The sequence below is a fragment of the Pandoraea pulmonicola genome (genome assembly GCF_000815105.2).
Classification (GTDB): Bacteria; Pseudomonadota; Gammaproteobacteria; order Burkholderiales; family Burkholderiaceae; genus Pandoraea; species Pandoraea pulmonicola.
The window spans coordinates 400,400-415,828 of the sequence record NZ_CP010310.2 but is presented as its reverse complement, the minus strand read 5'-3'; the positions used below and the strand labels follow the sequence as shown (position 1 = coordinate 415,828).

General features: G+C 61.8%; 6 protein-coding genes and 1 pseudogene. 1 reads left to right on the top strand and 6 read right to left on the bottom strand.

The annotated features are described in order from the left end of the window. Window positions 1-61: 61 nt before the first annotated feature. A complete protein-coding gene (locus RO07_RS01760) occupies window positions 62-1,780 on the top strand; it encodes an acid phosphatase (RefSeq protein ID WP_039413909.1) in 1,719 nt (572 codons plus the stop codon). 234 nt (window positions 1,781-2,014) lie between these two features. Here RO07_RS01760 and RO07_RS01755 read toward each other — a convergent pair whose 3' ends face one another. From RO07_RS01755 to RO07_RS01735, 6 genes and pseudogenes are all read right to left on the bottom strand, one after another. Continuing rightward, a complete protein-coding gene (locus RO07_RS01755) occupies window positions 2,015-2,431 on the bottom strand; it encodes a hypothetical protein (RefSeq protein ID WP_039407546.1) in 417 nt (138 codons plus the stop codon). Window positions 2,432-2,800: 369 nt separating this feature from the next. Then, window positions 2,801-3,115, bottom strand: a complete 315-nt coding sequence (locus tag RO07_RS26840) for an RNase A-like domain-containing protein (protein ID WP_160118081.1) — start codon at window positions 3,113-3,115, stop codon at window positions 2,801-2,803. 716 nt (window positions 3,116-3,831) lie between these two features. Next, window positions 3,832-4,128 carry a hypothetical protein gene (locus RO07_RS01745; RefSeq protein ID WP_039407543.1) on the bottom strand — a complete coding sequence of 99 codons (297 nt, stop codon included), beginning with the start codon at window positions 4,126-4,128 and terminating at the stop codon, window positions 3,832-3,834. A gap of 10 nt (window positions 4,129-4,138) precedes the next feature. Then, a pseudogene (locus RO07_RS01740) lies at window positions 4,139-6,388 on the bottom strand (hemagglutinin repeat-containing protein); the annotation flags it as partial. Between the two features lie 167 nt (window positions 6,389-6,555). Further along, the gene (locus RO07_RS25665) at window positions 6,556-6,867 is read right to left on the bottom strand and encodes a hypothetical protein (protein ID WP_147284572.1); all 312 of its coding nucleotides are present in this window, start codon (window positions 6,865-6,867) and stop codon (window positions 6,556-6,558) included. A gap of 12 nt (window positions 6,868-6,879) precedes the next feature. Further along, window positions 6,880-14,961 carry a two-partner secretion domain-containing protein gene (locus tag RO07_RS01735; RefSeq protein ID WP_084072393.1) on the bottom strand — a complete coding sequence of 2,694 codons (8,082 nt, stop codon included), beginning with the start codon at window positions 14,959-14,961 and terminating at the stop codon, window positions 6,880-6,882. Window positions 14,962-15,429: the final 468 nt, after the last annotated feature.

The window sequence follows — 15,429 nt, the reverse complement described above, 5'->3', positions numbered from 1 at the left end:
GCTTGCGCCTCAGTGCCCGAACCATTCGATTCGCCCCACCGACTCGCCCAACAAGGACATCATGACGCACGACGCCAAATCCCAACCTCACGATCCCGCGCACAACGCCGATGCCGGCCCCCAGGACGACAACCCGACCGATCCGTCGCGTCGACGCGTGTTGCAGGGCCTGGCCGCCATTGGTGCGGCCGGCGCGGCCGGCGCCACGAGCGCGCTGTCCGGCTGCGCGGCGGAGGGGCCCGGTGCACCGACGGCGGTAGCCCCCGGCGGCACGTTCGACGCCCAGCTCAAGGCCAACATCAAGACGGTGGTCGTGATCTATCTCGAGAACCGCAGCTTCAACAATCTGTTCGCCGATTTCCCCGGCGTCGAGAAGCCGCTCTCGAAGGTGCCCGCGTCGGTCTACACGCAGCTCGACCGCGACGGCAAGACGCCGATGTCGCTGCTGCCTCCCATCTTCGACGGGCTGGTGCCGCGCTCACAGATGATCGGCGGCAAGAAGTACCACATCACGGAGAAGGACATCGCGCGTCAGCCGAACGCGCCGTTCATGCTCAAGGACGCCGAAGGCAAGCTGCTGCCGGAGTCGGTCATCACGCGCGATCTGTGGCACCTGTTCTGGCAGAACCAGATGCAGATCAACGGTGGCGCGAACAACCAGTTCGCCGCGTGGGCGGACTCGGGCGGCCTCGTGATGGGCTACTACGGCGAAACCGCCAGGACGCTCGGCATGTACCAGATCGCGCAGCAGTACACCATGTGCGACAACTTCTTCATGGCGGCTTTCGGCGGCTCGTTCCTGAACCACCAGTTCCTGGTCACGGCGCGCCCGCCGGCCTATCCGAACGCCGAGCAAAGTCCGGCCAAGGACAAGATCGCGGTGCTGGCCGACGGCCCGCAGGGCGTGCGTCTGGCGGTAGCTCCCGACTCGCCCGCCTCGGCCGCCGACGGCAAGCCGAAGTTCGTGCGCGACGGCGCCATCACGCCGGACGGCTTCGCGGTCAATACGATGATGCCGGCCTACCAACCCTCGCCGATCAAGCCGGCCGCATCGGGCGACAAGCGTCTGGCCGATCCCTCGAGCCCGATGACGCTGCCGCCGCAGAACTACGCCACCATCGGCGATCTGCTCTCGAACAAGGGTGTGTCGTGGGCGTGGTACGCGGGGGCATGGCAATCGGCGCTCGATCACAAGGGTGGCGCGGACAAGCCGAACTTCCAGTATCACCATCAGCCGTTCAACTACTTCGCCCAGTTCGCTCCGGGCACAGCGGCGCGCGAAGCGCACCTGCGCGACGGCGGCGAGGGCGACAGCCCGATCTCGAACAAATTCATTGCCGATGCGATTGCCGGCAAGCTCCCGGCCGTCACGTTCTACAAGCCGCAGGGCAACCTGAATCAACACGCCGGTTATTCGGATGTGGAGTCGGGTGACCAGCACGCCGTGAACGTGCTCACGTACCTGATGAAGTCGCCGCAGTGGCAGAACATGGTGGTCGTGATCACGTATGACGAGAACGGCGGCTGGTGGGATCACGTGGCGCCGCCGAAAGGCGATCGCTGGGGTCCGGGCTCGCGCATTCCGGCACTGGTCGTCTCGCCGTTCGCCAAGCGCGGCAACGTCGATCACACGTTCTACGACACCACGTCGATCCTGCGCTTCATCACGCGACTGCACGACTTGCCGACGCTCGAAGGCATCGCCCATCGCAACGCCGCCTTCGCGGCGCGCGACGCCATGCCGCCGGGCGATCTGACGAAGGCGCTGGCGTTCGCGTGAGGTCGCCACGTTGCTCTGTGGATTGACCACCACCGTTGCGTTCTGTCCAACGTATTTGAAAGCCGGTCGGATTTGCAGGGAACCTACTGGGTAGCGGTTGTATTTGCAAATGCAACATCAACCGCTGCGTGGCTAGTAGCTATTCCACCGTCTCGGCCGGCGATCTGTTGGAAAGCGTGGTCCCCCTGCGTCGTACCCGTTGAATTTGACGAAGGGGGCGAGCACCGTGGCACGTTATTCGAACTTCAGCCGGGCATCCTTCAGCACGTCGACATCGCCCCATTTGAACGAGCAGACCCGTGCAACCTCTATGCCAACCATCTTGCCGCCGAAGGATCTTTTCTCGCTGACAGGCACGCAACCGCCAGTGATTTTAACGATCGTCCCGGGCGCGGTACCGCTCGGCGCAGGGAATTCAATGGCGGCGTCCTCGGGGACTCGATGGGTGAGAACGATGTCTTCGACATAGTCATCGGGAAGAGTGAACATGACGTTCTTGTCGACGACAAGGGTGTAGTAGTCATGGGAGAACTTGCCCGAATTCACACAGATGTCGGTGCTATGACCGTTCAGGTTTTGCGTTTCGCACTTGACCGCAGCCATAGCGGGTCCGGTGAGGCAACACAGCAGAATCAGCAGTTGTTTACGCATCGAGAATCTCGGAAAGGTTAGGAACAGTACCTTTGCTATCGCGACTTACGCCGGATCATCAACACGGCCTGAGCCGGCCATATCCGTCTAACATCTGCAACACGTGCTTCAACCAGAGCTCGGCCGACGACCATTCCGCAGGGTAGTAATAGCAGGAACCCAAATCTTCAAGAATGAGTTTCTGCAACTCCCCCCTCTGGCAGACTCATCGCCAGAATCGCCTTCACTTCATCCCTCGCTGTCAACACTTCATCCTGTCCGCTATGTCCCAAGAATGCACGAATCGCGTCATCCGCCGTACCGAACACCAGATCAAGTCTTGGTTGAGGTACGCCGAAAACATGTTCTTAACTGTCGGGAATTTTGCCGTCATTGGTATGGGTACCCTGTCACAATTCTGTAGCTTGTTGACATTGTAGGATCCTTCGTAATCACGACTCTGACGTTATTGACCGAAGTAGCGCTTGTTGCACCGCGATTGAGGCTGGTACCAACCGGTGTTGGCGACGTGTACTCAATCGCCAAGTAGCCGCTTGACTTTCCCGACAGATAGCTCTGAATCGCCGGTTTGTTCGAATTCACTGCTGCGGAGACAGCAGTCTCCGCAGTTGCGCGATCAGCAAACGTGGAAGCCGAGGACACGTTCGACGTTGCCAAGCGATTCGCGAGATCCTCTTCAGACATGCCCACGTGCCGGGCGATCAAATGACCGCCGGCATCTTCATAAACCTGAAGGCCACCCGTCAGTCAGGGGCTAGCCGGTAGAAACGCTCGCGCGATTTGGCGCTGACCGACCGATCAAAACGCTGCCGATACACCGGCACGCCCAGTACAAACAACTCCAGCAAGCAGGTCTTCTCGCGACTGCTCAAACGCACCGAATCCCACACCGAGGTCCAACTGAATCGCTTGCCGCAGGCACGGCACTTGAGCCGTCCATCGGACAGTTTGTAGGGCCTGCTTGCAGAACACTCAGGACATCGTTTCATCGTCGAATCAGGGTAACTCTGGTCCGGTTTGGGTGGGAATTACCAAATTAAAAGCAGGAAGCCAAGCACGCGCAGGGTGCGATAGATCATTTTTTCCCGCTATTCAAGGATTGCATTTTCTGAGAAATGCCATTGACAAGCTCTTGGCCTGTTCCGCCACCGACCGTACCAACTGCCGTAGCAGCATTGTTTGGGGCGAAGAGATTCCATCCGCTATCGGCCCATACTCCAGTCGAAGCTCAGTTTGACGAGTTGATACTAGGTTTCGTTAAAGAATTCACGCCTGCTTCACCTGCCTTTCCAAGGCCATAACCCAGTATCCATCGACGCTGTTCAGCTTTCCGTATTACAACTCGGAGGAAGGTATGAGTGCACGAAATGCAGCGGCTACATCGACGCCCACTAACGCCCCTAATTACCTTCGCTATCCCCCATCTTCTTGGTTGCGTTGCGCCCCAGGTGGGCTACAAACGTCGCACTAACAGATAACCCGATAAAAACAAACAATGGAGTCGGAGCAAGCATTTCGGAAAATATTGGCAACGCCTTCTTAAAGCCGACCAATACAATTCCCATCAGAAATGCTCCGGCGTACAAAATCACGAGCGTAACTACGAAAACTTTCCAGAGACGAAACCTTCCAAGCACCTTGCCAACGAGTGTCCCGAACAATCCGCCAACTAACCCACTTATGATCTCGCCTGACATAGCTGCTCCTTTACTGTTTCTTGGAGTCGCCGGAGGTAGCAATCGCTTGCCCAGCACGCCCGATCGTTTGACCCAGCGCAAGGCCAATGCCACGAATTACTGCGCCCGGAATTGTTGCAACGTTTGTGATCGAGTTCGGAATGCCAGCCCAACCGAACATTGAGGTAGTGAACATGCCATTATATGCACCGAAGGTCGATGAAGCAGCCAGTCCAGCCAAGGAAAAGCGCTGGTCAAATCCGTCGCCTAAAGGAGTACCATTCAAATACCGATCAACAAGCGCGCCGGCCCCAGCCGCCCCCGTATAGATTGAACCTGTAACCGCTGCTCCCGTTGCGGCCGCCGTTGTCAGCGAATACCCTGCCTGTGCAGCCTTATAGGCAGCAAACAGATCTTGAGCATACGATACCCCTGCCGTCCCGCCAGCAATTATTCCTGGTGCAAGGCCCGCAGTAACAAGACCACCAGCGATACCCAGTCCCACCTTCGGATTTGCAACCGCCCCAGGCAAGGCCAGTTGCTCCGGCGTAGGCGTCCCGTCTTTGTTCCCGAACATGAACGGACTGTTGTAATACTGATCTTTAACGAACAATCCGCCAGCGTTTTCCGTAAGGTACTGCGCTGCCGTCGCGTCGTACCCCGCCCCTCCACTTGCGGCCTTGGCATCGACCCTGATGTATCCGTTCGCCAGCAGCATTTTTTCGGCCTGTTCGCTCGTGATCTCCAACTCGTTCTTCTTTGCGTAGAACTTCGCGAAGTCCTTCGCATGGTCCTTCGCCCACTTCCGCTCATCCGGATGCAACTGCCGGTTAAAGCGATCCACGTTGTAGCCCGTAAAGGCCCCGGAGGTTCCCCCTGCAGCAGCGCCCACCGCCGTCCCAACGCTCGTTGTCACGATCTGGGCTAACGCCTGATCCATGTCGGCATTGCCCGTCGGATGCGAATCTCGAATGTCTTCGCTGAGCTGGTTCAGTACGCCACCCAGCTTCGATGTCGCTCCGGCGCCCAACGCCCCACCCAGCGCATTGCCTCCTCCCAGCCCTGCCACAATCGCACCACCCGCCGCGTGCATCAGCGCACGCGAATCGCCTCCTTCGGACCAGTCTTTCGCCTCCTGTTCGTATTTCGCCTTCAGCGCCGGATCGTTGGTATTCTTCGCCAGATCCTTCGCTTCCGCCGCCTTCTTATCGGCATACGTCCCAATATCCCGCGCTACCGCTTCACCCGCTGCCGTCGCCGCGCCCATCAACCGCGACTGCCCATCGAGCGTCTTCTGCAGGTCCGGCGTACGACTTACCGTCTGGTTCAGGCTCGACATATCCTGAGTATCCCGATTCAAGCTCGCGAGATCCTGCGTCTGACTCGCACCGTTCGTCAGCGTAATCGCCCCGTCACTCACCCCGCTGCGCGTCGTCCCCCGTTCACTGCCGCTCTCCGACTGCGGCAGCATCGGTGACGGGCCTCCGGTGTTCTTCCCCGACGACGGTCCCGTCGTGCGCTCATTCGCACCGCCGTTGCCCACCGAGAAGCCACCGCCCACCCCAAAGCTATTGGCCTTGTAGTCCGAGTGGTTTTGAATATCCGAGTACGTCAGCGTGCCCGTCGTCAGCTGATTCTTCGACGGATCGGCCGTACTCGCGATGTACGCCCCCTTCAGATCCGTATTGCCCGCCACGTTCACATCGAACCCGCCCGATCCCGCCTGAATCCCCGACTGCTCCGCCACCCCCGCGTAGCTGCCGCTCGCATTGCCATGCGAGGTGCTGAAACTCCCCGACGCACCGCCCATGCTCAAGTTCAAGCCACCGCCGACACTCTGCTGATGCGCCGCACTCTCGCTCGTGTCCTGCACGCTCGCCACCTTCAGATCCCCGCCCACGCGGGCGATGACCTTATCGGCATTCACGTTCGCGCCCACGATATTCGTGTCACCCCCGCTCACGATCACCGCCGTATTGCCCGCGTTGATGTGCGTATTGTTCTGGAAGGCCGAATCCGAGTTTGCATCGCCATTCGCCCGCGACATCGACGCCGACACGCCCAACCCGCCCGTGCCGAACGACACCCCGAAACTCCCGCTCTTCGACTCGTTTTCGCTACGGCTCGATTCCGTGTCCGTGCTGTGGCGCAGGTTCACCTGATTCGTCGCCTGCAGAAGGACGTCCTTCGCGTCGACATTCGACCCGACGATGTTCACGTTGCCCTTGTCGGAGGCCGCATCGCCCGTCGCAATGAACGCCGCCGTGTCACCCGCTGTGAGCATTGGCGTGCTGCGCGCCTGGATTTGCCTTTCGCCTTAATCATCCACGAGGCGTATGCCGTGGGGCCAATCGTCCCATAGCTATTTACGGTCACATCATCTGCGACCAGACCCCGTCCCTCAGCGCACCATAGCTTGCGGCTTCCGCCGCCGCGGTGATTGTTCTGTCAGGGACCGGTTTCAGTGGTTTTAGGCTTTTCATCTTTGGAATTCTTAATTGCAGTCCGACCGAGCACGGCAATTAAAGTAACTCCCATCGATATCATAACGAATAGACCTATCGCAAATGGAGTAAGAAATTGCGGCAACGTTGCGATGGTTTTTTTGTATCCAACACCCACCGCCCCCACTATCAACAGACAGAGGTAAATCGAAGAAAGTGTTGCAACAAATACCTTCCAAGGACGGAATCGCCCGAGAACTTTGCCGATTACCGTACCAAACAGCCCGCCTATAAGTCCGCTAAAAATTTCAGACATCTTCGAATTTCCTCAGTCCTTTGACTCGCCTGATTTGACGACCGCCTGGATCGCTTTACCTACTGTCTGACCTAAAGCAAAATTCGTCCCGCGAATCACTACGCCAGGAATAGTTGTTATGTTTGCAATCGAATTTGGGACTCCCGCCCATCCGAACATCGACGTTGCGAACATGTTGCTATACGCACCAAAGACGGACGCGCCGGCGAGTCCTGCAACGGAGAAACGGTCGTTGAAGCTATCACTGAAATTAGCCCCATGAAAGAGTGAATCCGCTGCCGCGCCAGTTCCGGCCACACCGATGTACGTTACTCCGGTCGTTACGGCGCCTGTTGCGGCCGCCGTTGTCAGCGAGTACCCTGCCTGCGCAGCCTTGTATGCAGCCAGCAAGTCTTGTCCATACGCTGTACCCGCCGACGCGCCTGCTACCAGTTCAGGCGCAAGACCCACCGTCACTAGACCACCTGCTATCACCAGTCCTGCCTTCGGATTGGCGATCGCTCCAGGCAATGCCCGCTGTTCGGGTGTCAACGAATGATCTGCATTTCCATACAGGAACGGATTGTTGTACTCCTCCGCCGTCGCATGGAACAGCCTGCCACCGTTCTGACTGATATACGCCACAGCTGTTGCGTCCCCTCCCGGTCCCTTGCTTGCCGCCGCATCCACCAAACGATAACCATTCGCCAGCAGCATACTCTGCGCCTGCTCCGCAGTGAGTGCCTTGCCGGTCTTTTCTTCGTAGAACTTCGCGAAGTCCTTCGCATTGTCCTTCGCCCACTTCCGCTCATCCGGATGCAGCTGTCGATTAAACCGATCCGTGTTGAATCCGGTGAAAGCTCCAGACAAGCCGCCGGCAGCAGCACCCACCGCCGTCCCAACGCTCGTCGTCACGATCTGGGCTAACGCCTGATCCATGTCGGCATTGCCCGTCGGGTGCGAATCCCTGATCTGGTCGCTCAGGTTATCGAGCACCCCGCCCAGCTTCGATGTCGCTCCAGCGCCTAACGCGCCGCCCAGCGCATTGCCTCCGCCCAGCCCAGCCACGATAGCGCCACCCGCCGTATGCATCAGCGCGCGCGAATCGCCTCCCTCGGACCAGTCCTTCGCCTCTTGCAGGTACTTCGCCTTCAGCGCCGGGTCGTTGGTATTCTTTGCCAGATCCTTCGCTTCCGCCGCCTTCTTATCGGCATACGTCCCAATATCCCGCGCTACCGCTTCACCCGCTGCCGTGGCCGCGCCCATCAACCGCGACTGTCCATCGAGCGTCTTCTGCAGATCGGGCGTCTGGTTCACCGTCTGGTTCAGGTTAGACGTCTCTCGGTTCAGGCTCGCCACGTCCTGCGTCTGGCTCGCACCGTTCGTCAGCGTAATCGTCCCGTCACTCACGCCGCTGCGCGTTGTCCCCCGTTCACTGCCGCTCTCCGACTGCGGCAGCATCGGTGACAGGCCACCGGCGTTCTTCCCCGACGACGGTCCCGTCGTGCGCTCATTCGCGCCGCCGCTGCCCACCGAGAAGCCACCGCCCACACCAAAGCTGTTGGCCTTGTAGTCCGAGTGATTTTGAATATCCGAGAACGTCAGTGTGCCCGTCGTCAGTTGATTCTTCGACGGATCGGCCGTGCTCGCGATATACGCCCCCTTCAGATCCGTATTGCCCGCCACGTTCACATCGAACCCGCCCGATCCCGCCTGAATCCCCGACTGCTCCGCCACCCCCGCGTAGCTGCCGCTCGCATTGCCATGCGAGGTGCTGAAGCTCCCCGACGCACCGCCCATGCTCAAGTTCAAGCCACCGCCCACACTCTGCTGATGCGCGGCGCTCTCGCTCGTGTCCTGTACGCTCGCCACCTTCAGATCCCCGCCCACACGGGCGATGACCTTGTCCGCGTTCACATTCGCCCCAACGATGTTCGTGTCACCCCCGCTCACGATCACCGCCGTATTGCCCGCGTTGATGTGCGTATTGTTCTGGAAGGCCGAATCCGAGTTTGCATCGCCATTCGCCCGCGACATCGACGCCGACACGCCCAACCCGCCCGTGCCGAACGACACCCCGAAACTCCCGCTCTTCGACTCGTTCTCGCTACGGCTCGACTCCGTGTCCGTGCTATTGCGCAGGTTCACCTGATTCGTCGCTTGCAGCAGCACGTCCTTCGCGTCGACATTCGATCCGACAACGTTCACGTTGCCCTGGCCGGAGGCCGCATCGCCCGTTGCAACGAACGCCGCCGTGCCGCCCGCCTTGATGTTGCTCGCCACGTTGTTCGTGCCGTCAAACGACGACGTCGACTTGCTGCTCGACGAGCCCCAGCTCAACTCGACCTTCGCCTCTGGTTTCACCTTCGGGTCAGTGCTCTTGAGCGCATCGAGCGCCTTATTGGCTTCGTTGTATGCCCCATACGCCCCGCTGGCCGCCGCGTAACCGCGCAGTGCCGACACCCGCGCATCGCCGCCCGAGTCGGCCGCCGCCTTGGCCTGGTTCGTCACGTTCTGCACCGCGTCGATCACCGGGGACTTCACCGCCAGCGTAAAGCCCGAGCTCTTGAACTCGTGCGTCTCATCGTGGTGGTTCCGCTCCTGCGCCGATTCGATCGAGACGTTCTGCCCGATACCGGTCACATCTCCTTTGGCCACGATGTCACTGCCTCGCACCGACAGGTCGTTGCCCGCCACCATGCTGACGTTACCGTTCAGGCTGCCCACCAGGCTGCCCGTCTGCGTCACGCCACTGTCGTTCGTCCAGTCGCGCTGCTCGTTCTTGCCATACGAGATGCCCACGCCCCCCGATGACCCCAGGCCCGAGCGCTTCTTCTCGTAAAAGGAACTGCTTTCGTTTTCGTTCTGTGCCGAGTCGATGCGCAGATCTCGCCCGGCCTGCAACGCCACATCCTGCGTACCGGCGATGGTCGAGCCGCTCACGACGAGATCGCGTCCCGCCGCCACCCCCACCGCATTGCCGGAAACCGTGGAACCCACCGCAATCGTCTGGTGCGCGCTCGAGGCCGACGTCTCCTCCGTCTTCGACAGGAAACCGGAACTGCTGTCGTGCTGCCACTTCCGGCTGTCGTGGATCTCGCTGACCGCACCGGTCTTGACATCGCCGGTCGCGGCCAACGCCACCGTGCCGGTGCCTTGCGACGACACCGACGAGCCCAGCACCGACAGATTGCCCGTGCCGGTGGGCTCCGTTACCGGACTGACCTGATAGGTGCCCAACACGCCATTGACCGCACCCGTCTGCCCCGCGCCGACCAGGACATTGCCGCCCGCACTGACGGACGAACCGCGCACCGCCTCGTCGAGCGACGACTTCGTATATTGCAGCGAGCCGCCAAACGAGCGCTCGTCGTGCGTATGCGAGTCCTTGGCGGCGGTGACGCTCACGTCGTTGCCCGCCAGCACCGTCGCATTGCCGCCGGCCGCCAGCGTCGCACCGGTCAGCGTGGTATCGCGCCCGGAGACGGTCGTCAGGTTGCCACCCGCGGAGATCGCGCTGCCCACGTGCTGCGTGACGACATCGCTGCCGCCATTCTGGCCGTCGGTCGTGCCGACCGTCTGCGACTGCCCCACCGTCACCGTATTGGCCTTGAGGTCACGACCGGCCGCCACCACCACGGCCCCGTCGCTGGCGATGGCGCCCGCGTTGAGCGTCACGTCGCGCCCGGCCACGGCCGCCACGCTGTTCGTGCCCGATATGACGCCCACCGACCCGATACCGGTGGCCGACGCCGACGACTTGAAACTGCCTCCATTGTCAGTCCCCGCCGTCTGCGTCAGCGTGCTCGACTCGTTGATCAGGTCGCGGCCGGCCTGCACCACGACGTCCTTGCCACCGACGCGCCCGCCCGTGTTGCGAATGTCGCCCGAGGCGGCGAGCGCCGTCGTACCGCCGCTGTCGACACCACCGAGGTTCACGATCGCGTCGCCAAGAATGGTCGTCGCCGTGTCGCTCACGATCCGGCCGCTGTTCTTGACCTCCCCCGTGGCGGCAAGCTTCACGCTACCGCCGCCCACCAACGCGCCGGTATTCGTCAGGTCGACCCGATTGGCTTGCGCCAGATACACCTTGGGCACCAGCACGGACTGCACCGAGCCGTCCGGCAGCGTCACGTCCTGCGAGACCAGCCACACCATGTCGGTGGTCAACTGCTTCATCTGCGCATCCGACAGGCCCACGCCCACCGTCAGCCCGAACTGCTTGCCGTACGCCACCCCGTTATTGAGCAGCGCCGTATACTCGTCGAGGTAATCGGTATAGCCCGCCAGCAGCGTCTTGCCGGTCAGGCCCGTGATCTGGTCTCGCACCAGTTGCGTCTCGTAGAAGCCGTCGCCCAGGCGCTTTTGCGTCTTCTGCGGATCGAGCCCCAGTTCGCCGAGCATGTGATCGCTGGAAATGAACTTCCCATAGTCGGTAAAACGAGGGTCCGTCGCGACCAGGTAAGTTTGGCCCGGCGCCGCGTGGATCTGGAACAGGCCGTTGCGCGGCAGCGTGAAGCCGGGAATGGCTTGCGCCGACGAGCCGAGCGTCTGGGTGAGCCCCGCGCCGTTCACGGTATTGCCGAATCGGTCAACGCTCGCCACGGTAATGTCGTGCCCGAACGACTGCACCGACTGCCCGCCCAGCGCAATGGCCGGCAGCGAGGCCACCGTCACCGGCGGCAGCGGCGTGACCGGGTACGCCACGTCCAGTTGCTCGCTGTCGCCGCCCGACTTCTGGTGCCAGTAGAAGGTCGACGTCTGCGTCTGTGCGACCTTCTCCTGCAAGACGATGCCCGTGTCGTTGATCGTGCCGCCCTGCGCGCGCCGGATGAGATCGCGGCCGGCCGTCATCGTCGACGACTGGTTGTTGATGGCGCCCCCATCGGCATTGATCCGGATCGACCCCTGCGCCTGCAACTTGGCTTCCGGGGACGCACTGACGAGTTCGTCGCGTGTGCGGGTGGTCGTGATATGCCGCGCGATCTCGTTGTAGTCGCGCTGATCGATGCCCAGATCGCCGCGAGAGATGGCCTGGTCCGGGCGGATCATCGTGTTCGGATCCCAGTCCGGCCAGAACGTGATGCGATACGTCGCGCCGTTGTCGACGATGTTGTTGTAGTACTGCGTGGGGTTCTTGCCCACTTCGCGCGTCTTCGTGGTCGACGCGCACTGTCCGTGGTCGTCGCACGGGCCCCTGCCAGCCGTCGTGGCATCCTGGTACGACTCTTCGAGCGGCTTGGTCAAACTGAACGTTTTGGATGTCGCGTCCAGGTTCGTCACCTGGGACTTCGGCACCTCGACGGTGATCGGCTTGGCCAGACGCTCGAGCAGCATCGACGACACCGGCGCTCTGCCCGCCCCCCACCTCCACTCCGGGAACGTCAGGCTGGTGTGCCCCAGGGTCTCGTCCCCGATGGTCAGCCCCGCGGTGTACAGGCGGTAGGTCTTCGTACTGCTCTCCGGCGTGCCGGGTTGCGTCACGATGCTCGTGCGCGTGTTGTTCACCACGTGCGCGGCGATGTCCAGATTGCCGTCCGCGATGATATTGGCCGAACGGTTGTTCAGCGTCGCCATCTGGTTGGCGAGCAGTCCCGAACCATCGCGCGTGCCGTCGCGCGCAATCTCGATGTCGCCGGTGCTGTAGAGCAACGCACCGTCGACGTTCGACACCGAATTCGGCGCGTACAACGCGAGCCGCTTCGCGCCGCCCATGACGGCGGCCGCCCCATTGTTTTCGATGTCGTTCGCGTTGACCTGTACGTCCTTGCCCAACACGGCGTTCGTATTGACGAAGTGGCCCGCCTGGAGGCGCACGGTATCGCCACCGATACTGCCCGCGTTGGAAAACAGTCCCCCCGCGCTCAAATGCGTGGTTGCGGCATTGAAACCGCCACTGGCCGTGTTGACGATTTCTGCCGCCTGGACGTCGAGCGTGCCGGGCGCATCGAGCGCACCGTCGTTGGTCAGGCGTCCCGTCGAGCTCAGTTTGAGCACACCGTCCGCACGCAAACGGTTAGTCGCCGAGTTCTGGTAGTCGCCCACCGCGGCCACCGTCAGGTTGCGTCCCGCCGTCATCTCGCCCGCGCCGCTCATCGCGCCGCCCACGCCCACATCCTGATTCGAGCGGATCGCGCCCGCGGCGTTATCGAGCGACGCCACCTGCAGCGCCACGTCGCCCGCGCTCTCGATCGTGCCGTTCGCGTTGACGACCCGGGTGCTCCCCTTCGTCGTGGCCAGCGACGCCCCACCGAACAAGCGTCCGCCGGTATTGTCGAGGGTGCCGTCCACACCGAGCGTGACGTCGCCGCCCCCGATGACTTCCCCGCCGGCGTTGTTCAACTGGGTCGCGGCAACGTCAAGCGCCTTGCCGGCCACGATCTGCGACGCATTGACCAGCGAATCGGCATGCACCCGAAGATCGCCGTTCGCGCCAATCACCCCGCCCGTCTTGCCGTGGGCCGTGGTGCCGCCCGCATTGCGCAGCTCCCCCGCCATATCGACCGACGCATCGTCGCCGGCGAGTGAGACGACACGGCCTGCCGTGTTGTCCAGCGTCGCGCCCTTGACCGTGAGCGCCGCGCCCGATTGGAGCAGACCGCCCTGGTTGTCGATGCCGGTGCCGCTCACATCGAGTCGCGTCGTCGCCACCGACTGGGCGTCGCGGTTGTCGATGTTCCCCCTCGCGGCGAGCGTAATCGTGTCGGCGCCGAGTGAGCCCCCGGCGTTGAGCACATGTTGCGCCGATTGGATCTTCAGCGCGTTCGACGCCGTGGCAATGGCCTTTTGGAGGTCGACGTCGGCCGCCGTGGAAGTGAGCGAGAGGCTGCCGCTCGCATCGGTGCGGCTGCCGCTCAGGTCCACCGCGCCACCCGCAATGTTCAGATCGCCTCGGGCGACATTGCTGCCCGTTGCCGAGACCTTGCCGGTGGCCGTGACCGACAGATTGCCCGCCAGTGTTGCCTGGCCATTCGCATCGATACCCGCGCCCAACGTACCGTCGGACGCGACGCTCGCCGCCCTCGCGGCAAGATCGCCGGCCGCACCCAACACGCCGTGGTTCTCCAGCGCCGCGTCGGTGCGCAAATCGGCGCCGCCCTCTGCATACACGCTGCCCCGGTTTTCGATCCCGCCGCGCGCCGTGACCGCGAGATGGCCGCTCGTCTCGGTCGTGCCGCTCGAGACGAGCTTGCCTTCGGTCGTGAGCGTCAGATCGCCGGCCTGTGCGGCGATGACGCCCTTGTTGGATACGCCCACGCCGTTTTCCGTGCCGATCAGGAAAATGCGCTGTGCATACATGCCGCCCAGTTGACCCACGTCGATGGCGACATCGGGTGTCGCCCCCGATGTCGTCCCATCACTCGCCAGCTTCTCGAGCGCCAGGCTCTCGTGATCGACTCGGTTCGTGCCCGTCACCACGTTGAGCTTTTTGGCGTGCAACGCCGCATTGACCTGCACGGCGCGGGCAATGAGATCGACTTGGTCGACGTTGGCGGCGTTCAGCCCCTCGCCCTGGATCGACAGGCGCCCGCCGTTGACCTGGTAGCCAGCGAGGCTGCCATCCGCCCCGAGGATGGGAGTCCCCGTGGTCAGCACGGCCCGGGTGGTGTTGATGAAGCCTCCGCCATCGACCATGATGCCCGCGCTGTTGGCGACCACGACCTGCGCCGCCTTGCCCGCCACTTCGAGATAGCCGCGCAGCTGGCTCGGGGAGTTGCTGTTGACCTGGTTGAGAATGACGCGAGCGGCCTGGTCGCGCGCAAGGTTGGGGTTGCCGGTGACGTACCCCGCTTGCTGCGTGTTCACGACCGTCGGTGAGTTGTTGAGGATGACGCCCTGGCGCGGCACGTCGAACTGCGAATAGACGTTCTTCGATACGCCAGCCGCCGTCGGGGCGGTGATGTTGACCTGGGCAATGCCGTTGGCCGTTTGCACCACGGTGGGAGCATGGCTGCCTGGGGCCGCGACGACCTGCGCGCGCAAGGACAGCGGCGCGATGACCTGAGCCAGAACGAGCGCTCGCACCATGGCACGCAGGAATCCGGCATCCGCGCGGCCTCCTCCCTTGAGCGCGCACCGCGCACGCCGCTTCTCGTTTGTCTCTTTTGTTTTCATGGATTCGTTTTACGACTACATGGGGATATGTTTTGATTTATGTTTCATCGTTACAAACTTCGTACGCCAAATAATAGGTACATTCATTAACGATTTTCCCCATAGCCACCACTTTTCATAAATTCATCATCGAATTCGAGATTCTTAAAAAATTCATAACTTGATCATCGGCGCCTGATGTCGGCGTTGCTCGTGGGATTCCATCCTGCGTGTGTGCAAACACTCGCCCCCCTCAACGCTGTCGATGTCAACAAGCGACAGCAGCCCTGAAACAGGGTCTCGAGCAAATGAAGGAGAGTGGGGAATCAGGACGTCGCCATGCAGGTCATTCCTGTGGTGATTCCCGGCGAAATCGATGTTGTGATCGGTGTGAAGCGAACGACGCCCTGAAACGTCGTCGCTTCTATCGACAACGGGGGGCGTGCTTGATTGGAAAGCTGAAGGGGAAACTTGCGATCGGCATCGACA